Annotated in this window: 21 protein-coding genes and 1 tRNA gene; 4 read left to right on the forward strand and 18 right to left on the reverse strand. The window is 35.1% G+C overall.

Features of this window, described 5'->3' with window-relative positions; translation table 11 throughout:
- Positions 1-70 precede the first annotated feature (70 nt).
- The 4 genes from glmS to cdaA form a co-directional block, all read right to left on the reverse strand.
- The gene (gene glmS / locus R4B61_RS06845; protein WP_413627513.1) at positions 71-1,885 is read right to left on the reverse strand and encodes a glutamine--fructose-6-phosphate transaminase (isomerizing); all 1,815 of its coding nucleotides are present in this window, start codon (positions 1,883-1,885) and stop codon (positions 71-73) included.
- Between the two features lie 169 nt (positions 1,886-2,054).
- Positions 2,055-3,401 carry a phosphoglucosamine mutase gene (glmM, locus tag R4B61_RS06850; protein WP_413627514.1) on the reverse strand — a complete coding sequence of 449 codons (1,347 nt, stop codon included), beginning with the start codon at positions 3,399-3,401 and terminating at the stop codon, positions 2,055-2,057.
- A gap of 24 nt (positions 3,402-3,425) precedes the next feature.
- Positions 3,426-4,124 carry a YbbR-like domain-containing protein gene (locus tag R4B61_RS06855; protein WP_413627515.1) on the reverse strand — a complete coding sequence of 233 codons (699 nt, stop codon included), beginning with the start codon at positions 4,122-4,124 and terminating at the stop codon, positions 3,426-3,428.
- Between the two features lie 3 nt (positions 4,125-4,127).
- On the reverse strand, positions 4,128-4,973 hold the full coding sequence (gene cdaA / locus R4B61_RS06860) for a diadenylate cyclase CdaA (RefSeq protein WP_413627516.1): 846 nt from the start codon (positions 4,971-4,973) through the stop codon (positions 4,128-4,130).
- Between the two features lie 163 nt (positions 4,974-5,136).
- Here cdaA and R4B61_RS06865 point away from each other — a divergent pair, with 163 nt between their 5' ends.
- A complete protein-coding gene (locus tag R4B61_RS06865; RefSeq protein WP_413627517.1) occupies positions 5,137-5,790 on the forward strand; it encodes a DUF1361 domain-containing protein in 654 nt (217 codons plus the stop codon).
- 31 nt (positions 5,791-5,821) lie between these two features.
- Here R4B61_RS06865 and murB read toward each other — a convergent pair whose 3' ends face one another.
- Positions 5,822-6,715, reverse strand: a complete 894-nt coding sequence (murB, locus tag R4B61_RS06870; RefSeq protein WP_413627518.1) for a UDP-N-acetylmuramate dehydrogenase — start codon at positions 6,713-6,715, stop codon at positions 5,822-5,824.
- A 108-nt stretch (positions 6,716-6,823) separates the two neighbouring features.
- Between murB and R4B61_RS06875 the strand changes: the two genes are divergently transcribed.
- The gene (locus R4B61_RS06875) at positions 6,824-7,591 is read left to right on the forward strand and encodes an exodeoxyribonuclease III (RefSeq protein ID WP_413627519.1); all 768 of its coding nucleotides are present in this window, start codon (positions 6,824-6,826) and stop codon (positions 7,589-7,591) included.
- Positions 7,592-7,599: 8 nt separating this feature from the next.
- Positions 7,600-8,133 (forward strand): 3'-5' exonuclease, encoded by a 534-nt coding sequence (locus R4B61_RS06880; RefSeq protein ID WP_413627520.1) that lies wholly within the window; start codon positions 7,600-7,602, stop codon positions 8,131-8,133.
- A 27-nt stretch (positions 8,134-8,160) separates the two neighbouring features.
- Here the strand turns inward: R4B61_RS06880 and R4B61_RS06885 are convergent, their stop codons facing one another.
- The 11 genes from R4B61_RS06885 to gap all read right to left on the reverse strand — a co-directional run bounded on the left by R4B61_RS06885 (position 8,161) and on the right by gap (position 18,769).
- A complete protein-coding gene (locus R4B61_RS06885; protein ID WP_413627521.1) occupies positions 8,161-8,634 on the reverse strand; it encodes an N-acetyltransferase family protein in 474 nt (157 codons plus the stop codon).
- Positions 8,624-9,112, reverse strand: a complete 489-nt coding sequence (gene tsaE / locus R4B61_RS06890; RefSeq protein ID WP_413627522.1) for a tRNA (adenosine(37)-N6)-threonylcarbamoyltransferase complex ATPase subunit type 1 TsaE — start codon at positions 9,110-9,112, stop codon at positions 8,624-8,626. The genes R4B61_RS06885 and tsaE overlap by 11 nt, the downstream gene beginning before the upstream one ends.
- A complete protein-coding gene (gene pta, locus R4B61_RS06895; RefSeq protein WP_413627523.1) occupies positions 9,105-10,088 on the reverse strand; it encodes a phosphate acetyltransferase in 984 nt (327 codons plus the stop codon). The genes tsaE and pta overlap by 8 nt, the downstream gene beginning before the upstream one ends.
- Positions 10,089-10,100: 12 nt before the next feature.
- The gene (locus R4B61_RS06900) at positions 10,101-10,790 is read right to left on the reverse strand and encodes a uracil-DNA glycosylase (protein WP_413627524.1); all 690 of its coding nucleotides are present in this window, start codon (positions 10,788-10,790) and stop codon (positions 10,101-10,103) included.
- A 103-nt stretch (positions 10,791-10,893) separates the two neighbouring features.
- A complete protein-coding gene (gene smpB / locus R4B61_RS06905; RefSeq protein WP_413627525.1) occupies positions 10,894-11,367 on the reverse strand; it encodes an SsrA-binding protein SmpB in 474 nt (157 codons plus the stop codon).
- Between the two features lie 14 nt (positions 11,368-11,381).
- Positions 11,382-13,700 (reverse strand): ribonuclease R, encoded by a 2,319-nt coding sequence (gene rnr, locus R4B61_RS06910; RefSeq protein WP_413627526.1) that lies wholly within the window; start codon positions 13,698-13,700, stop codon positions 11,382-11,384.
- A 95-nt stretch (positions 13,701-13,795) separates the two neighbouring features.
- On the reverse strand, positions 13,796-14,032 hold the full coding sequence (gene secG / locus R4B61_RS06915; protein ID WP_413627527.1) for a preprotein translocase subunit SecG: 237 nt from the start codon (positions 14,030-14,032) through the stop codon (positions 13,796-13,798).
- 144 nt (positions 14,033-14,176) lie between these two features.
- Positions 14,177-15,496, reverse strand: coding sequence for a phosphopyruvate hydratase (gene eno, locus R4B61_RS06920; RefSeq protein WP_413627528.1), 1,320 nt, complete (start codon positions 15,494-15,496; stop codon positions 14,177-14,179).
- 88 nt (positions 15,497-15,584) lie between these two features.
- Entirely contained in the window at positions 15,585-16,346 is a 762-nt protein-coding gene (gene tpiA, locus R4B61_RS06925; RefSeq protein WP_413627529.1) for a triose-phosphate isomerase, read from the reverse strand.
- Between the two features lie 107 nt (positions 16,347-16,453).
- The gene (locus R4B61_RS06930; RefSeq protein ID WP_413627530.1) at positions 16,454-17,668 is read right to left on the reverse strand and encodes a phosphoglycerate kinase; all 1,215 of its coding nucleotides are present in this window, start codon (positions 17,666-17,668) and stop codon (positions 16,454-16,456) included.
- A 96-nt stretch (positions 17,669-17,764) separates the two neighbouring features.
- Entirely contained in the window at positions 17,765-18,769 is a 1,005-nt protein-coding gene (gene gap / locus R4B61_RS06935) for a type I glyceraldehyde-3-phosphate dehydrogenase (RefSeq protein WP_413627531.1), read from the reverse strand.
- 235 nt (positions 18,770-19,004) lie between these two features.
- Between gap and R4B61_RS06940 the strand changes: the two genes are divergently transcribed.
- A tRNA-Arg gene (locus R4B61_RS06940) sits at positions 19,005-19,076 on the forward strand.
- Between the two features lie 458 nt (positions 19,077-19,534).
- Here the strand turns inward: R4B61_RS06940 and R4B61_RS06945 are convergent.
- Entirely contained in the window at positions 19,535-20,389 is an 855-nt protein-coding gene (locus R4B61_RS06945; RefSeq protein ID WP_413627384.1) for an IS3 family transposase, read from the reverse strand.
- The gene (locus R4B61_RS06950) at positions 20,389-20,892 is read right to left on the reverse strand and encodes a helix-turn-helix domain-containing protein (RefSeq protein ID WP_413627383.1); all 504 of its coding nucleotides are present in this window, start codon (positions 20,890-20,892) and stop codon (positions 20,389-20,391) included. The genes R4B61_RS06945 and R4B61_RS06950 overlap by 1 nt, the downstream gene beginning before the upstream one ends.
- Positions 20,893-20,907: the final 15 nt, after the last annotated feature.

The following is a 20,907-nucleotide window of genomic DNA, read 5'->3' on the forward strand; positions in this document are numbered from 1 at the left end:
TTTTCATAATTTTATCTCCATAACCACACAAAAAAAGAATTGATCAATCAATTCTTTTTTTAATTAAATACTATTCTACTGTAACACTCTTTGCTAAATTACGTGGTAAGTCTACGTTAAGTCCTTTATTTAAACTAGTATAGTAGGCTAATAATTGTGCTGGAATTACACTCAACAATGGTGTCAATAATTCATCAACATCCGCGATCACAAACGTATCTTCTGGCTTAGCTAAACTCTTCTTGGCAATTGCCAATGTTTTAGCACCTCGAGCAGCAGTTTCAGCCAAATTACTTCTAGTTAATCCTGCGGTATCATCTTGAGTGATAATTCCGATTACAGGCGTCCCTTCCTCAATTAAAGCAATAGTTCCGTGTTTTAGTTCTCCTGAAGCAAATCCTTCTGCATGAACATAAGAAATTTCTTTTAGTTTCAACGCTGACTCAAGTGAAACTGTGTAGTCAACTCCCCGTCCAATGTAAAATGCTTGTTTAGCATCCACAAAGTAATCTTTAGAAACTTGATTAATAATTTCTTTTTCTTCTACTAAACTTTGCATTTCTGTAGCAATTAATCCTAATTGGTATTTAAGATCAAAATCGGTTGCCTTTTGGTTTCCTTTGCTCATTCCCACTGCTTTAGCCACAATTGCTTCTAAAGCAATTTGTGCAGTATAAGCTTTCGTTGAAGCAACTGAAATTTCTGGTCCCGCATTTAAGAGTAAAGTGAAATCAGCTTCTCGAGAAAGAGTTGAGTTAGCAACGTTTGTAATCGTCAAACTAGGTAGTTTTTTTGCATTAACGTTCACTAACACTTGACGGCTATCAGCGGTTTCTCCACTTTGTGATAAGAAAATAAAGAATGGTTTTTCTGAAAGTAATGGTTTTTCATAAGCAAATTCAGAAGCCACGTGTACTTCAGTTGGAATTCCTGTAAGTGCTTCTAGTTGTTTTTTACCAACTAAACCAGCGTGATAACTAGTACCAGCTCCCACAATGTAGAAACGGTCTGCCTGAGACATTGCCTTTAATAATTGATCATTAATAACTGGTTTACCATTTTCATCCAAGTACTCTTTAGCTAACTTACGCATTACATTTGGTTGTTCATCAATTTCTTTAAGCATGTAGTATGGATAAGTTCCTTTTTCAGAATCACTAGGATCAACGTTTACTTCAAAATGTTTTCTTTCTGATAACTCACCGGCTTGATCATAAACTTGAACACTATCCGGTTTAACAATACATACATCACCATCTTGAATTTCCATAAAGGTGTTCGTGACATCTAGCATTGCAATTGAGTCAGAACATACTACGTTGCAGTGATCACCTAATCCAATTAGTAAAGGACTCTTGTTTTTAGCAACGTATAATGTTTCTGGATCTTCTTTATCCATTAATAAAAAGGCATATGAAGCGTTCTTTAATAAAGAAATAGTTTTCTTAAAGGCATCCTTAGTTGAAAGACCTTCTTTTGAGAATTTATCAACTAACTGAACAATTACTTCAGTATCAGTTTGACTATGGAACTTAACATCTTGGAGATATTCATCCTTTAATTCTTGGTAATTTTCAATCACACCATTGTGAACTAAATAAAAACGATTGTCATCAGAAAATTGGGGATGAGCATTTTCTGTAGTAACTCCCCCATGAGTTGCCCAACGAGTATGACCAATTCCTGCTGTTCCCTGTACTTCTGGTGTTATTTTTTCGTTTAAATCAGCAATACTACCAGTGGTTTTCACTAAAAAGTTTGACCCCGCTTGATCATCAACAAAAATTCCCGCAGAATCATATCCTCGATATTGAAGCTTTTCTAATCCATGAACTAAAATTTTAGTTGCATTTTCATTTCCAGTAATTCCAACTACTCCACACATAATTACTCCTCATTTCAAATTGGTATATATCATTTAATTTATATTATTAATTTATGTAACATAGACTATAATAGTATTTTAAGGATACCATGTCAAAGAATAACTATAAATTGGTATACGTCAGACTTTATATAATTTTAAAAAAAAACAGCATTTCTGCTGTTTTTTTTTATTCATTATTTTGAGCAACTACTTCAGCAATTCTTTGCGCATAATCGTTACTTTCCTTTTCAGTAGGTGCTTCCACCATTACACGTAATAATGGTTCCGTTCCACTAGGTCTAACCAAAATGCGTCCATCACCATTCATCTCTGTTTCAACTTCTTTAATGATTTCTTGAACGGGAGCTGGATCCATAGCCGTTTTCTTATTTTTAACGGTCACATTCACTAAACTTTGTGGATATTTGGTTACCTCAGCGGCAAGTTCAGAAAGTTTCTTCCCGGTTTCTTTCATGATTGACATCAATTGGATACTTGTTAGCATTCCATCTCCGGTGGTTACAAAGTCAAAGAAAACAATGTGTCCAGACTGTTCCCCACCAAGATTATAACCATTAGCCTTCATTTCTTCGACGACATAGCGATCTCCAACTTTAGTTTTTACACTCTTTAACCCGTTGGCTTCCATTGCTTTATACATTCCCAAGTTACTCATTACAGTAGTAACAATCGTGTCCTTTTTCAAACGACCATGTTCATTCATGTATTTACCACAAATGTACATAATTTTATCACCGTCAACCAGTTCACCGTTCTCATCGACTGCAATACAACGATCTCCATCACCATCAAAGGCAATTCCTAATTGTGAGCCATCTTCAACTACCTTCTTTTGCAACTCTTCCGGATGAGTTGAACCAACTTGGTCATTAATATTTGTTCCGTTAGGATTAGTAGCCATGGTAGTAAAGTCTAGTTCTAAGTCAGCATATAACCGAGGCATTAACGCACTGGTGGCTCCATTAGCAGCATCAACAGTTACCTTAATCCCATTTAGGTTGTCAGGAATACTTTGTGCAATAAAATGAAGATATTTTTGCCCCGCTTCATTATAGTTAGTTGCGGTTCCTAATCCAGCAGCTGATGGACGAGGTAGATCATCTGAACTACTTTCTAAAATCTCTTCAATGTCAGCTTCAATTTCATCAGATAGTTTATAACCATCACCACCAAAGAACTTAATCCCGTTATATTGAGCTGGATTATGGGAAGCTGTAATCATAACTCCTGCATCTGCGTTTTGATCTCGAACTAAATAGGCAACTCCTGGGGTCGTTACGATTCCTAAACGAACAACTTCGATTCCCACTGATAACAATCCAGCTACTAGGGCATCTTCTAACATTTGTCCAGAAATTCTAGTATCTCTAGAAACTAAAACTCGTGGTTGATGATCATCAGAACTACGCTTAGTTAGCGCATAACCACCAGCTCGTCCAGCCCGAAAGGCTAGTTCTGGGGTTAATTCTTGATTAGCAACTCCGCGAATTCCATCAGTTCCAAAATATTTCATAATTTTCTCCATTCGTTAATAATTCTAACTATTTTCTTTTTCAACCGTTAAATTAACCGTTGTTGTTGAAGGTGAAATGACAACGTTAACCGTTTGTCCTTTTTCATCAAGCGCTTCAATCACAGTAGTCTGCTTTAAATTATTATCAATTGTTTTATCTAATTGAACTTTGGCAACTACTTTTTTAATCTTATTGACTTCTTCTTCTGGACCGGTAATTTTGGCCTTACTGATATCCTTTTCCGCTTTTGATACCTTATATCCACTCGCAATATTCTTTTTAGAATAATCTACTTGAACAGGATAAGTAGCGGTCTTACGTTCTTGAATATTTACTTTAATTTTTTCTGGTTTAATTTTTGCTTTTAGTTCTGAGTTTAACCCAGTTTGCTTCAATTTAACTTCATGAACTCCGGCTGTCAACCGATTTAAATCGGCAACTACTTTAAAGTTTTTTGTATTTGCTGTCGTAGTCACTAACGCTGATGGACCCGTTAAATCAACCCGGACGTTATTTGGATAACCAACTACAAAGTATTTTTCTGAATTAACATTTAGTTGTAGTGGCACACTAACGCTACGACTTTCATTTGATGTTAACTGTGTATTAGTACTATTAGTCGATTTTAACGTTTTATTATTATGCGCTAGCATAAACAAACTTAAAGAACAAAATAACGATACTAACAAGCAAAAGGTTTTGCTTTCAAAAAATTTCTTCATTCTTTACCTCTTTCCAAAATGCTTCGTAAAGAAAGCAGCAATTTCACCAATGATTAATTGACGATTGTTTCCTGAATTTTTCTTAATTAATTGACTTCTAAGGTATTTTTTATAGTCAACTTGTGTCATGCCACGAAGCAATTCATTATTTCTGGTAATTGATACTTCTCCAGTTTCCTCAGAAATGACAATTGTAATTGCATCGGTCACTTCAGAAATACCCACTGCTGCCCGGTGTCTAGTCCCTAATTCTTTAGGAATTAAATTACTTTGCGAAAGTGGCAAATAAGAGGCTGCTGAAGCAACTTTAAAGTCCTTAATAATTACTGCTCCATCGTGTAATGGCGTATTAGGGATGAAAATGTTAATTAGTAATTGGCTTGAGGTATCAGCATTCAACGGAATTCCCGTTTCAATATATTCCTCTAACCCAGTTTTCATTTGGATACTCATCAAAGCACCAATTCTACGTTTTGACATATATTGAATCGATTTATCTAAAGCTTCGATTAATTTTTCTGCTTTAGCATTTTCCTGTTGGGATTGTTTAAAATACGACTGTCGTCCCAGTTTCTCCAGCGCACGTCTAATTTCCGGCTGAAATACTACAATAATTCCAATGACTCCCCAATTAATTACCTGGTTCAAAATCCAAGTTGTCATGGTTAAACCCAGATACCAACTAATTACTTTGGCAATGATTAGTACTATAATTCCGCGAAATAGTTGGATTGATCTCGTTCCGCGCATTAGCATAATTAATTCATAGATTAAAATCCAAACTACTACGATATCAATTACATTACTTAAGTTATGAATCGTTAAAATGTTACTCCAATTGACATTCATAAATCGGCTACCCTCCCTAAAATATTCAGTTCTAATTATAACACTACCAATAGTAGTCTTAATAGAAGGCCTTTTGATTAAAGACTAAATATTTTAATAAAATAATAGTTTAACCGTTAAATTATTTTATTTTTTCGTTATTATATAATTAGAGGTGATTGTTATGTCAAAAAGTAAAAAATGGCAAATTAGAGTTTTCTTCCTAATTTGGCTAATTTTTATCAAACTATTTATCAAAGATTCACTCTTTGGCTTTTTACTACTAAATACGTTTTTAGGTTATATTCCAATTGAAGTTAGTTTTCACATCGGAGATCAGCCCAAACAAAATATTTTAGTATTCTGGTTTTTAACGGCCGTGTGGGTGGTCTTTTACCCAAATGCCCCCTATATTTTAACTGATTTATTACATCTATCCTGGCTTCATTCTAGCGATATTAATGGATTATTAAAATTAGATAGCCACATCTGGTTCTTATATACTAGCTTGCTAATTAGCGCTTTAACTTGTGCTTTCATTGGATTTTGGGGACTAATTCACGTTGCAAAAGCAATTAATGCTAAACTACACATTCAAAATCGAGTAACCAATTTTGTAGTAACATGTGGTCTGATATTTGTTAGTTCAGTTGGTTTATACATCGGTCGTTTCCTTCGTGTTCACACCATTTATCTATTAGTTAATCCTAAATTCTACATTAAATTGTTTATGAATATGTGGAATCGTCAGATGGTAATCTTTGTGGTCTTAATGACGATTGCTCAACTAATGATTTATTGGATTTATACGATTTTTGCTTCCAGTGATGAAAAATAAAAAGAAATCAATCATAAGATTGATTTCTTTTTTATTTACCAATAACTCTAACTTCCGTTTCAAGTTTAATTTTAAACTTATCCCAAACCGTTTCTTGCACGTGTTTAATAACGTTTTCATAATCAGTAGCCGTTGCATGATCAACATTTACAATAAAACCCGCATGTTTTTTAGAAACTTCTGCTCCACCAGAACGGTATCCTTGCAAGCCAGAATCATGGATTAGCTTGCCCGCAAAATGTCCTTTAGGGCGCTTAAATACAGATCCACATGAAGGATATTCCAGAGGTTGTTTTGACTTTCTAAGATAATTCAAATGATCCATTTCCATTTGAATTAAAGTTTTATTTCCGGGTTTCAATTTAAATGTGGCTGCTAGGACAATCCCGCCATTATCTTGTACTTTACTATGGCGATAACCAAAATCTAGTTCTGCATTAGTCATTGTCACCACAGATCCGTTTTGATCTAAGACTTGTGCGGTTTCTAGAATATAGTCAGTTTCTCCGCCATAAGCACCGGCGTTCATGTATACTCCTCCACCAATACTTCCAGGAATTCCAGCAGCAAACTCCATTCCAGTTAATCCGGCAGCTTGTGCAACTTGAGTGGTCTTCACGTAAGCTGCACCAGCTTCAGCCGTAATTCGTTCGCCAGCAACTGTAATTTTTTTCATTTCGGTCAAAATCAAGGTTAATCCCACAATTCCGTTATCACTAACGATTAAATTACTGGCGTTTCCTAAAACGGTTACTGGAATCTGATTTTGCTGAGCAAATTCTAACAGTGCTTGAGTTTGATCAACTGAGGTGGGAAATGCTAAAAATTCAGCCTTCCCTCCCGTTTTAGTCCAAGTATAATTCGATAAGGGTTCATTTTTTAATATTTTAATATCTTTAAATTGTTCCGTTAAATTAACTACCATGTTTAAATTCCTTTCGTGATTCATTATTCATTTTATCACGCACCATCAGTTAAAACCATGGAAGAAACCATTCGTGATATACTAAAAATACATTAAGGAGGACTACGTATGAATTTTATCTCTTGGAATGTTAACGGAATTCCTGCAATCTTAAAAGAAAATTTTTTAGAATTTATTGAGGCAGCAAACCCTGATTTAGTTTGTATACAAGAAACCAAAGTAAGTGACAACGAAAATAATATTAATTTACCTAATCAATATTATCAATACTTTAATAATACCCAAAATGGTGTTGGGGGAACTGCAGTATTTACCAAAATCAAACCACTTTCTACTAGTTTTGGTACCTCAGAAGCTGATTCTGACAAACAAGGTCGGATACAAACTTTAGAGTTTGAAAACTATTATTTAGTCAATGTTAATTCCCCAGCCGCTGGAAAAGAATTAGTTAATCTAGATCAAAAAGTTTTTTGGATGAAACAACTGAATGACTATGTGGAAAAATTGGAAACTACGAAACCGGTTATTCTAAGTGGAACTCTCAATGTAACTCCTACCAGTCAGGATTTAGCTAAAGCTGATAAACGCAAAAATACCGCTGGAAATACCGAACCAGAAATTAACCAATTCAATGAGTTGATTAACTCAGGCTTAACAGACGTTTTCCGAGAATTTCACCCCAACGAGGCCAAGTATACTTGTTGGAAAGATACAGAAATGGCTAGAATGAAAAATCAGGGTTGGCGTACCGACTATTTCTTAGCTTCAAATCAGCTTAATCCTGAACTTGTATCAATGCGAATTTTTGATACCATTCCTGGTTCTACCCATTGTCCCCTTCAACTAACTACCAATAATTTAGATGAGAAAGGATAACCATCAAGATGAATTTTGTGGCATTTGACTTTGAAACTGCAGCTAACCAAAGAGCAAGTGCATGTTCTTTAGCACTAACTGTAGTTCGCGATGATAAGGTGGTCGATGAATTCTACTCACTAATCAATCCTGAAGTCGACTTTAATTGGCGTAATATTCAGGTTCACGGAATTCATAGTAAGGATGTTAAAGACGCCCCTACTTTCCCTGAAATTTGGGAAATCATCAAACCCTTCTTTAAAAGAAATCGATTAGTAATTGCTCACAACAACCAATTCGATAACAGTGTTTTAAAGAAAAGTTTAGAGCGTTATCGGCTACCAATAGCACACTATCAAACTCTGGATACCGTTAAAACTTCTAAAAAGTTTTATCCCGGCTTTAGCAATCACAAGCTAAATACTGTTAGTGAAGAACTAGGCATCAAATTAGAACATCATCATAATGCGTTAGATGATAGTTTAGCGTGTGCTAACATTTTAATTTACCAACACCAAAAATTTGGCGATGAAGCAATTCGACCCTTCGTTAAAAATATTTAAAAAAAGCGATGACAAATGTCATCGCTTTTAATTTAAACTCATTTTAATTGAATTTTTCGTTTCAGAAATTGTTTTAAAGCCCATCTTTTCGTACAATTTTTGGGCTGGTTTGTTGGCAGTTAAGACTTCTAGAAGTAAATTATCCAATTTACTATCTTGTTGTTGCCATTCAATAATTGAATCTAATAGTAAGGTACCTAATCCCATCCTTTGATAATCAGCTAAAACAGCGATTCCTAATTCACCAACCCCGGGTTTAACCTCCGTAACGGTCGTAATACCAATTAATTTTTCACCTGCAACCGCCAATAAAATTAGATTTGAACCGGAAACTTGAATTTGGTAAATTTGTTGCTGTAATTCTTCAGCATCAATTTTGTGCAAATCAACATTTAATTCAAAAAAATCAGATTCTGTTTCCAATTTATTTAATAACGCAATTAAGTCATTGGCATCGGCTGGTTGGGCTGCTACAATTCGGATTTCTACATCATTTTCCATTAATTGCTAATCCCTCAGTTTCAATAATTTTTTCAAAATGATCTCCTTTAGCAATCAAATCAATCTCACGGTCATTTTCACCCAATTGATCTAATCGTTTAAACTGCAATCTTAAATACTCATTAGGTAATTCGCTATCCGCAAACTTAGACCATTCAACTACACTCACACCATCGCCATCAAAATATTCGTCTAGCCCAAGTTCATCACTACCACCCGTTTCTAAGCGATAGACATCCATATGATACAAGGGAAGGCGTCCGTCTTGATATTCACGAATAATTGTAAAAGTCGGACTTTTAATGTTTCGTTTAATTCCTAATCCTAAGGCCAATCCCTTAGTAAAGGTTGTTTTTCCCGCACCTAAATCACCATCAAGCAGTAAAACATCACCTGGTTTCAGCAATTTAGAAATACTTTGGCCTAGTTTTTCAGTCTGTTCTGGACTTTTAACTTTTAAATTTAAATTCTTAGTCATCGGCTAACGTTTGTCCCGCAGTAATAATTGCTACTTTGTAGACATCCTCACTGTTACAGCCTCGTGATAAATCTGAAACTGGTTTATTTAATCCTTGTAAAATAGGTCCAATCGCTTCAAAACCACCAAGCCGTTGTGCAACTTTATAACTAATGTTACCGGCTTCCAGGTCTGGAAATACAAAGACATTTGCGTTACCAGCAACCTTAGAATCTGGTGCCTTTGATTTAGCAACTTCTGGAACAAAGGCCGCATCAAATTGTAATTCACCATCAATTGGCATTTCTGGTGCCATTTCTTTGGCTAGTTTAGTTGCATTGGCTACCTTTTCCACTTCTTCACTCTTAGCAGATCCCATAGTTGAAAAACTTAATAAAGCCACTTTGGAATCAATATCAAACAAACGAGCAGTTTTACCACTTTCAACCGCGATTTCAGCTAATTGTGCTTCGTTAGGATTAATGTTAATTGCACAATCAGCAAAAAGATAACGTTGATCATCCTTTTGCATAATAAATGACCCACTAATTAATTTAACCCCGGGTTTAGTTTTAATAATTTGTAATGCCGGACGGACCGTATCACCAGTTGGATGAGCAGCTCCTGACACCATTCCATCTACGTCATTCATATAAACCATGGTCGTTCCAAAATAATTAGGATCTTTTAGCCATTGAGCAGCTTGTTCGGCAGTAGTCTTTCCGTTTCTTCTTTCAACAATTGCCTGAATCATTTGTTCTTTAATAATTTCAGAAACTCGATCTAAATCGATGATTTCTAAACCAGTTAAATCAATGTTTAATTCTTGGGCTTGTTCCTCAATTTTGGCTTCGTTACCTAATAAAACCGGAGCAGCTAAATTATCATTTAATAATCTAGCAGCGGCTTGAATAATTCGTTGATCTTCACCTTCTGGAAAAACTAATTTAATTTGTTTTCCTTTAACTTTAGTTTTTAAACTTTCAAATAAATCCATGATTTCCTCCAATTATTTAAACGTTACGTGCTCAGGAAGTTGCCAATCAATTGGTGTCTCTCCCATCGCCTCTAGCGCAATGTTGGTCTTCGAAAATGGTCGAGAACCAAAAAATCCTCGATAAGCTGACAACGGACTAGGATGCGCAGACTGAATTACTACATTAGTTTCTTCATCAATAAGTTTAATTTTTTTGCGTGCAGCATTTCCCCACAAAATAAAGACTACCGGTTCCGTCCGCTTAGACAATTCGGTAATTGCGTAATCAGTCAACATTTCCCAACCTTCATTTTGATGTGAAAAAGCCACCCCATCACGAACAGTTAGTACTGAGTTTAAAAGTAAAACTCCTTGATCAGCCCACCGTTTTAAATAACCGTGTTCTACCGGTTCAATTCCTAAATCACTGTTTAGCTCTTTATAAATGTTCCGTAATGACGGCGGTAATTTGACACCTGGTTCAACGGCAAAACTCAAACCAATTGCTTGATGAGGTCCGTGATAGGGATCTTGGCCAAGAATAACCACCTTTGTTTGACTAAAAGAAGTCCATTCAAACGCCTGAAAAATCCTTTGCATCGTTGGATAAATTGTATACTTCTCATATTCATCCACTAAAAAACGACGTAACTTTTGATAGTAAGGCTTTTCAAACTCTGGTTCTAGGATTGGCCACCAATCGTTATCAATAAATTGCTTCAACTTTCCCACCTCGTGAATATATTAACATAGTTTTTACAAAAAAAGCCGATGAACTTATTTTTAAATTCAAGAGCTATTTTTACATATATCTAATTAGTTCGGTCTAGTAATGTTTCATAACTCGATCAATTTGGCGTTTTTGCTCACGGGCCTTAATATCGTGACGTTTATCGTATTCACGTTTACCCTTAGCAATTCCAATCAGTACTTTTGCAAAGTTATGCTTTAAATAAACTTTAAGTGGAACAACGGTTACTCCCTTAGTGGCGACAGCATCCCCTAATTTTTTAATTTCACGCTTGTGCAAAAGCAATTTTCGACTTCGTAACGGATCATGATTAAATTGGTTTCCTTCAGTATATTCATTAATATGAACATTTTGTAGAAGGGCTTCCCCATTTCGAATTGAAACAAATCCATCTTTTAGATTTAACCGTCGTTCTCGAATCGATTTAATTTCAGTTCCTGTTAAAGCAATTCCTGCTTCATAAGTTTCCTCAATAAAATAATCATGACGCGCTTTTCGATTGGTAGCCATTACATTATTATCATTTGGCTTACTCTTCTTTTTTACCATCTCAACTTCAGTCCTTATTTACGCTTTTCGATTGTAAATTTGTGTGATGATTTATGATCATTGCGGTTATTATTACGACGTTTACCATTACGAGAGTGATTATCTTTACCGTTGCGACTGTTAAACCGTCCCTTAGTATGATTTTGACGTTTAGGCAATAAATCACTCACTGGGGTATCTTCAATATCCATAATTTCAAAATCAACTGCACTTTGATCAACATCAACAGACACACACTTGATTTTAATATCTTGTCCGATTTTGAAAGTTCGCTTGGTATTTCTACCCACCAATGCCATATATTTTTCAACAAATTGGTAATAATCGTCTTTCATTCGACTAATATGAACCAAACCTTCAACTGTATTTGGTAATTGAATGAAAATTCCGAATTTCAATACTGAACTAACCACTCCATCAAATACTTGGCCAATTCGATCACTCATATATTCGGCCTTCATCATCGCATCTACTGAACGTTCAGTATCAACTGCTCTTCGTTCCGTTTCAGAACTATGAACACCAATTTCTGCAACTGCATCAGCATACTTAGCCTTGGTATCATCATTGATTCCTTGTTCTTCATAGAAGTGAATCAAACGATGAATTGACATATCTGGGTATCTCCGAATTGGTGAAGTAAAGTGAGTATAGTATTCGGCACCTAAACCAAAGTGACCCACACATTTTTCACTATATTTGGCTTGTTGCATACTTCTTAAAAGCATTACCGAAACCATTGCTTCTTCTGGTCGACCTTCAACTCTAGTTAAAATATTTTGCAAGGTCTTAGGAGATAAATGATCAGGATCAGATTTAACGTTAATTCCAAAAGCAGTTAAGAATTCAAAGAACGTCTTAACTCGGGTTGCTTCAGGAACCTCATGGATACGATAGATGAATGGAACCTTTAGTTTATGATATGTTTCTGCCACTGTTTCATTAGCAGCCAACATAAATGATTCAATTAAACGTTCTGCTGTACCACGAGTTCTTAATTGAATGTCAATTGGGTGTCCACTTTCATCAACAATAATTTTTGCTTCATCATCATTAAAATCAATGGCTCCACGACGGCGACGGGCCTTATATAAAATTTGGTGCAATTCACCCATCACTTCAAACATGGGAACTAAATCTGAATACTTTTCTCTAGTTTCTGCATCTTTATTTTCAATAATGTCATTCACGGCGTTATAAGTCATTCTGGCTTTAGAACGCATAACACTAGGATGTACTCGTGACTTAATCACTTTTCCTTGGGGAGTAATTTCCATGTCACAACTCATACATAAACGAAGTTGTTTTTCATTTAAAGAACAAATCCCATTTGAAAGTCGTCTTGGTAGCATTGGAATTACTCGGTCAGTTAAATAGCAAGAAGTTCCACGTTTATAGGCTTCTTGGTCTAACAAGCTACCTTCCTTAACATAGTGACTAACGTCTGCAATATGAACTCCTAAATGATAATTTCCATTTGGTAATTTCCAGGCAGTTACCGCGTCATCCAAATCTTTTGATTCTTCTGCGTCAATTGTAACCAAGTCTTGATCAGTAATGTCTTCTCTGCCTTCCATTTCCTCAGGAAGAACATGATCAGGAATGGCATCTGCTTCTTGCATAACATCTTCTGGAAATTGTGAAGGTACATCATGAGCATATACCACTTGTAAAATATCAATTCCGGGATCATCAACGCTACCAATTACTTGTTTTGCAACTCCAACCATCGTGTCAGTTGATCCCGCTTTGGGATATTCAGTAATGTCTGCTAAAACGACTTCGCCAGGAGTGGGATTGATTCCCACGTCAGTCACATAAAATTTCAATCCAGTTAGCTTTTTATCTTTTAATTTAATTTGACCAACATAACCTTGATCATTTTCTGTTTTGAAAAATTCACCCACTACATGAGTGTAATGACGTTCAACAATGTTAGTAACCTTGGCAGCTGGTCCTCTGTCTGAACCCTTTTGTGCTGGTTTGGTAATTTGAATTTCAACTTTATCCAAATTCATCGCACTCATAGTATCATCTGGCGCAATGAAGGCATCTTCTAATTCTTCATCGTAGGCAACAAAACCAAATCCCTTGGGGTTAGAGTGAAAAACACCCTCTAACTTTAATTCTTGCGGGTTAATTTTAAAGTTTCCTTCACTAGTAACCACCACTACTCTTTCGCGTTCTAGGGTAGCTAATTCTTGAATGATTAGCTTAAATGCAGCTGATCCATGATACTTTAAAGCATCAGCGAGATCTTCAACTTGGTAGTCGACGTTTGGATGAGCTTCTAGCTCTTGCTTAATTTCGCTTTTTAATTTATTATCTTGCACTATTTTATTCCTTTTCCCGTTTAAAGTAGTCTAACTACAAATTAACGTTTTTTAATCCTTTAGTAAAAAAAACTTCTGTAATAGACAGAAGTTTTTTAATGTCCTGATATCCACATTAGAATCAATGCAATAACAAAAAATAATATACCTAATATTACAGTTACTTTTTGGATAAATGATTCAAATCCACGTGCTTTTGATTCTGAAAATAAGTCACTTGCACCACCACTAAATGATGACATCGCATCATTATTTTTGGATGGTTGCATTAATACAGCACCAATTATCAGTACACTAACAATCCACAATAATATCATTAAGAAGTTAGTCAAAAAAATTCCTCCTACCCATTAAAACTAAAGGGGTCTATTAATCAATGTTTTAATTATAACACGTCTATTATCAATTTCCTAATCATGGAATTTATCACATAAAAAAAGAACCACTAGCAATGCTAGTAGTTCTTAATCTAATAATTATTTACTAATTACATCTTCACGAGCTTGTTTGCTCAAGTTGTAGAATGAGTGAATTCCCTTGTATTCTGAAATTGAACCAAGTTGATCTTCAATTCTCATTAATTGGTTGTACTTAGCAATTCTTTCACTACGGCTCATTGAACCAGTCTTAATTTGACCAGCATTTAAAGCAACAACTAAATCAGAAATAGTTGTGTCTTCAGTTTCACCAGAACGGTGTGAAATAATAGCAGTGTAACCAGCTTCTTTAGCCATGTTAACAGCGTTAACAGTTTCAGTTAAGCTACCAATTTGGTTAAGCTTGATAAGGATTGAGTTGGCAACACCCATAGTGATACCTTTTTCAAGGTAATCAGTGTTGGTAACGAATAAGTCATCTCCAACAAGTTGTACTTTTTTACCAAGTTTTTCAGTAGCCATTTGCCAATCTTCCCATTCATTTTCATCCAAAGGATCTTCGATTGAAATGATTGGGTACTTGTCAACGATGCTTTCAAGTAAGTCAACAAATTCAGAAGCAGTGTATGATTTACCATCACCTACTAAGTTGTATTGCTTAGTTTCTGGATCGTAAAATTCTGATGAAGCACAGTCAAAGGCGATTGAAACGTCTTTACCTGGTTTGTAACCAGCACGTTTAATTGCTTCGATAAGAATTTCAAATGGTTCTTCGTTGTTCTTCAAGTCAGGAGCAAAACCACCTTCATCACCAACGGCAGTTGAGTAACCTTTTTCATTTAAGATAGCTTTAAGAGCATGGAAAGTTTCTGAACCCATACGAACAGCTTCCTTAAATGTAGGTGCACCAACAGGCATGATCATGAATTCTTGGAAATCAACCTTGTTGTTAGCGTGGGCACCACCATTGATAACGTTCATCATTGGTGTTGGAAGAAGATGTGCATCAAATCCACCTAAGTAATTGTATAGAGGTGTGCCAAGTTCGTCAGCAGCAGCTCTTGCAGCAGCAATTGATACAGCAAGAATAGCATTTGCACCTAATTTACCCTTGTTAGGAGTTCCATCAAGCTTAATCATAGCTTGGTCAATTCCTAATTGGTCAGTAACGTCATAACCAATAATTTCTTTGGCAATCTTGTCGTTAACGTTAGCAACAGCTTTAGTAACACCCTTACCTAAGTAACGATCTTTGTTACCATCACGTAATTCAACGGCTTCGTGTTCACCAGTTGAGGCACCAGAAGGAACGATTCCACGTCCCATTGCACCATCTTCAGTGTAAACTTCAGCTTCAACAGTTGGATTACCACGTGAGTCTAAGACTTCGCGTGCATATACATCAGAAATAAGTGACATAATAAATCTCCTTAGTAATTTAAAATCAAATTATTTTTACATCTAAATTTTACAGTTTTAAAACGAACATTGCAATAAATTTACACATTTATTTAAGGCGTTTAAAATTAGCCAATTTCACAAATTCACTGGGTTGTAGGCTAGCTTTTCCGGCTAAAACACCATCAATATCTGGTTCTTGCATTAGTTTAACAATGTTTTGATCATTTACACTGCCACCATACAAGATTCGGATTTCATCGGCCACTTCATCTGAATAAATGTCAGCCAATGTTTGTCGAATCAAATAACAACCCTCTTCTGCTTCAGAGGTTGAAGCACTGTTTCCCGTCCCAATTGCCCAACTAGGTTCGTAGGCAATTACAACTTGTTTGGCCACTTCTTCATCAATTCCATGAAGTGCGGTAGTAATTTGATTGACCACCCAAGCAAAGTGATCACCGCTATCTAAACTTCCCATTGTTTCATCACAACAAATAATTGGTGTCATTTGGTTACGAAGGATAGAGTGAACTTTTTTATTAACAATATCATTTGTTTCATTAAAGTAGCGCCGCCGCTCAGAATGCCCGACGATTACATAGGGAACCTTTATTTCGGCTAAACTTTTCGGACTGACTTCACCTGTAAAAGCCCCGTAATCTTCATAAAAACAATTTTCGGCAGCAATTTGTAAAGGACTATTTAAACTATGATCTATCATTGCAGATAAAAACAGTGGCGAAGCAGCAATTACTGTTTCAACTTCATTTTTATCAGGTAATTGTTGCTTAAGTTCATCAACAAAAGCCACTGCTTCAGTTAATGACAGATTCATTTTCCAATTTCCCCCAATAAAAGGAACACGCATAATATTCCTCCTCTCTTCATCACCTTATTTTAGCCGAAAAAACACAAAATAACTAGCCAGACACAAACAAAAAATCGTTAGGAAAAACTCCTAACGATTTTAATTAATTATTTGTTTGAAACGCAAGCAATACCAGGAAGCGTTTTACCTTCAAGATATTCAAGTGAAGCTCCACCACCGGTTGAAATATGAGTTAATTGATCAGCAACTCCTAATTGCTTAACAGCAGCAGTTGAATCACCACCACCAACAATAGTTGTAGCATCATTTAGAGTACCTAAGAAACGACCCACTGATAATGTACCTTCAGCATATTTAGGCATTTCAAAGACACCCATTGGTCCATTCCAAACAACTGTTTTAGCGTCTGAAAGAACTTTTTCAAATAATGAAATAGATTTAGGACCAATGTCTAAGGCCATCATACCTTCTGGAATTGCACCATCAACTACTTTGGCTTCGGCATCATTAGAAAATTCAGGTGCAACTACTGAGTCAACTGGTAAGACAATTTTATTTCCTGCTTTTTCAAGAATGTCTTTAGCAACTTCAATCTTATCTTTTTCAACAAGTGAGTTACCAATACTAATTCCCTTAGCAGCGTAGAAAGTATATGTCATACCACCACCAATAATAATCTTATCGGCTTTATCTAATAAGTGATCAATTACACCAATCTTATCAGAAACTTTAGCACCACCTAAAATGGCAACGAATGGGTGTTTTGGATTATCAACGGCATTACCAAGGAACTTAATTTCTTTTTCAAGTAAGAAACCAGCAGCAACTTGTTTACCATCTTTTTCCATTGCAGTTGCAATTCCAACGTTTGAGGCATGACTTCTGTGAGCAGTACCAAAGGCATCGTTCACAAATACATTACCTAATGAAGCCCAGTATTCACCTAATTTAGGATCATTCTTTGATTCACGTTTAACTACTTCACCATTAATAACATCTTGGTAACGAGTATTTTCAGCAAGAAGAATTTGACCATCTTCCATGCCAGCAATTGCTTCCTCAAGTTGTGGACCTTCGTTAACGGGAACGAAAGTAACTGGCTTGTCAATTAGTTTTGCTAATTTTTCAGCAACTGGACGAAGTGATAAACCTGGTTTATCGTCTTCTGATTTAATTCTACCAAGGTGTGAGAAAAGAACTGCTTTTCCACCGTGATTAATAACCCATTTAATTGATGGTAATGCAGCGACAATTCGGTTATCGTCACCAACAACACCATCTTTAATTGGAACATTAAAGTCAACACGCATTAACACTGTTTTGCCTTTAAGTTCTAAATCATCAATGATTAATTTACTCATTTGCGATTCCTCCACTAAATTATTTTTTATAAATAAAAAACGGGAGAGGTTTACCCTCCTCCGCCTTTTAAACAAAATCTAAAATTGAGATTCAAATTACATTGCAGCAAATTTTAACAATGTGCGAACCATGTTACAAGTGAATCCCCATTCGTTATCGTACCAAGCAACAGTCTTAACTAATTCAAGGTCACCGTTCTTAACGATTTCAGTTTGACTTGGGTCAAATACTGAACCGTGATTATCACCAATGATATCAGTTGAAACAACGAAGTCTTCAGCGTAACCAAAGTTTTCGTTTGAGTGTTTCTTCATTGAATCATTGATTTCATCAACAGTAACGTTTCTGTCAAGAACTGAAACTAATTCAGTTAATGAACCGTCGATAACAGCAACACGTTGTGCGTGTCCTTTTAATACACCATCAAGTTCTGGGATAACAAGACCAATAGCCTTGGCAGCACCTGAACTGTGAGGAATAGTATTAACGGCAGCAGCACGGTTGTTAGCAAACTTAGCACTACGAGGACCGTCTTGAAGTGCTTGAGTACCAGTGTATGCGTGAACAGTAGTCATAGTACCAACTTTAACACCGAAGTCTTCGTTTAAGAAGTAAGCCATTGGTGCTAAACAGTTTGTAGTACATGAACCAGCTGAAACGATAGTATCGTCTGCTTTAAGACTGTCTTCGTTAACACCAGGAACGATTGTAGTAACATCACCAGCAGGAGCTGAGATAAGTACACGTTTTGCACCAGCATCGATATGAGCTTGTGATTTTTCTTTTGAAGTGTAGAAACCAGTACATTCAAGTACGAAGTCTACACCATCATTTTTAACCCAAGGAATATTTTTTGCATCACGTTCTGCGTAAACGGGGATACGTTTACCATCAACGATGATAGCGTCTTCAGTAGCTTCAACTTTACCGTCGAATCTACCGTGAACTGAATCATACTTCAATAAGTAAGCTAACATTGATGGAGTAGTTAAATCATTGATTGCTACCACTTCAATATCGCTTGAATGTAATTGGTGAATACGTCTAAATGCTAGACGACCAATTCTTCCGAAACCATTAAGACCAATCTTTACAGTCATAATATGCTTCCTCCTTTAGGATTATCAAATTTTTTAATACATACATATATTACCACGTTTATTAAAAATTGTCAGCGATTACACCACTGCTAGTTTTTAACAAACGTTAAACCTGGTAGCCTCTTAAAAAACTACGATTTTAGTATAGCAAACCACAAATTCATTGCAAACTAAAACACTTTCCTTTTTATATTGCCAAAGTGGTCAATTTCATTTATGATGGATTAGTAACCACGCACCCCTAGTGTAATGGATAGCACGTAAGATTCCGGTTCTTGAGATGAGAGTTCGATTCCCTCGGGGTGCATTTATAGGCATAGTTAGTTGTATTGGCTTGAGCTAAACACCGTTAAATCAACATTCTTGATTTTAAAATTGTACTTGATTATATCTGTTTTACGAAAAAAATCGGCAGAAAGTCGGCACGGACTTTAAAGATATCCTTAATGGGATATCTTTTTTGTTCACTGATAACAACCACTTTAATTTTTTACTTCTAAAGTCTTAGTAAATTGAGATCATTATAACGTTGGATTCCAATGTTTTCATCCTCTTTAAGTTCACTTTAATGGTCCTTAAATTTCAATATAACCATTATTTTATTGCATCATTTTCATCCGCAATATTTAAAATTCAATTAACTAAAGTCATTTTACTAAATATTAATTATAATCACTTCAAAAATAAATTAATGCTAAATAAAAAAGCTCATCAACTGCGGTTGGTGATGTGAACCCATAAAGTTGGACACATTATTTAGCCTTTCTAGGAGACAAGTTTTCGATATTGAATCGGAGATTTGCCTCCTAGTTTTGTTTTAATACGATAATTATTGTAATAATAAATCCAATTCCTAACGGAATTTATTAGTTCCTCTTTTGTATTAAAATTGTTTCCTATTTCAATTTTTAAAATGTGAAAAAATGATTCAATAACCGCATTATCTAAACACGTTGCTTTACGTGACATGCTTTGGGTAATGCGGTTTTTCCTTAGAAATTTATTTAAACGTTTATTTTGATAGTGAACACCCTGATCAGAATGAAAGAATCTTTTGAATTTTGTTTTAGGCAATTTTAAAACAGCTTCTTTAATTGGTGAAAAAACTGAATCAAAATCAGGATGATCACTAACACTATATGAAATAATTTCACCAGAAAACAAATCTAAAACTGGATTTAAATATATTCGTTCATTGATACTTTGATTTCCATATCTTAGTTCTGTTGTATCTGATGCTAATTTTTGAAACGGAATTGGAGTATTGAATCGACGATTCAATCTGTTTTTAAATCTTTTACCAACATTACCTTCGTAAGAATTATATCTACGTCTTTTCTTTCCGAAAACTGATGATAGAAGATTATGTTTTTTCATAATTCGAAGTACACGTTTATGGTTAACATTTTTACCAGCATTATTAAGTGCCAATGTAACTCTTCTATACCCATAATTAGGATTGTTTTCCTTAATCTCTTTTATTAGTTTAATTATATTTACATCTTTGTTTATTGAATGCGATGAAATCGCGTAATAATAGTTACTTCTAGGTAATTTAACGGCTCTTAAAATGAAACTTAAACTAACCTTGAATTTACGCCTTAAATCATCAATTACCATTACTTTTTCTTTGTTTGTTTTTGATCTAAGGCTTTCAGTTTTTTTAGATATTCATTTTGAATTCTAAGCATTAAATTTTCTTCTTCAAGTTGCTTCAATCTTTCATCTTTTGATAATTTAGTTTGTTTTGTTATCTTGTTTTTAGTCATTTTGGGATTACCTCGTTTTCTTGATAATCCGATTATACCTAATTCATCAAACTGATGTTGCCAAAAATAGATAGTACTTTCAGAATGTATTTTAAATTTATTGCACAATTCCGATAAAGTAGAATTATTTGAATTTTTATATTTCAATACTTTAATTTTAAATTCTAAAGAATACTCTATTTGATGACGATTTTTACAACTAATCATGCTGAAATTTTTGTTTTTAATTCTATTAATCCATACTAATATAACCGATTTTGAAACATGGTACTTTTGGGACAACGTAGTTGACCCAATTCCGTTAAAATATTCTTCTATAATTTTATTTTTTACTTCGTAATTTATTCTTGGCATAACAAAAACCCCACA

The organism is Fructilactobacillus vespulae, from assembly GCF_047324295.1.
Lineage (GTDB): Bacteria > Bacillota > Bacilli > Lactobacillales > Lactobacillaceae > Fructilactobacillus > Fructilactobacillus vespulae.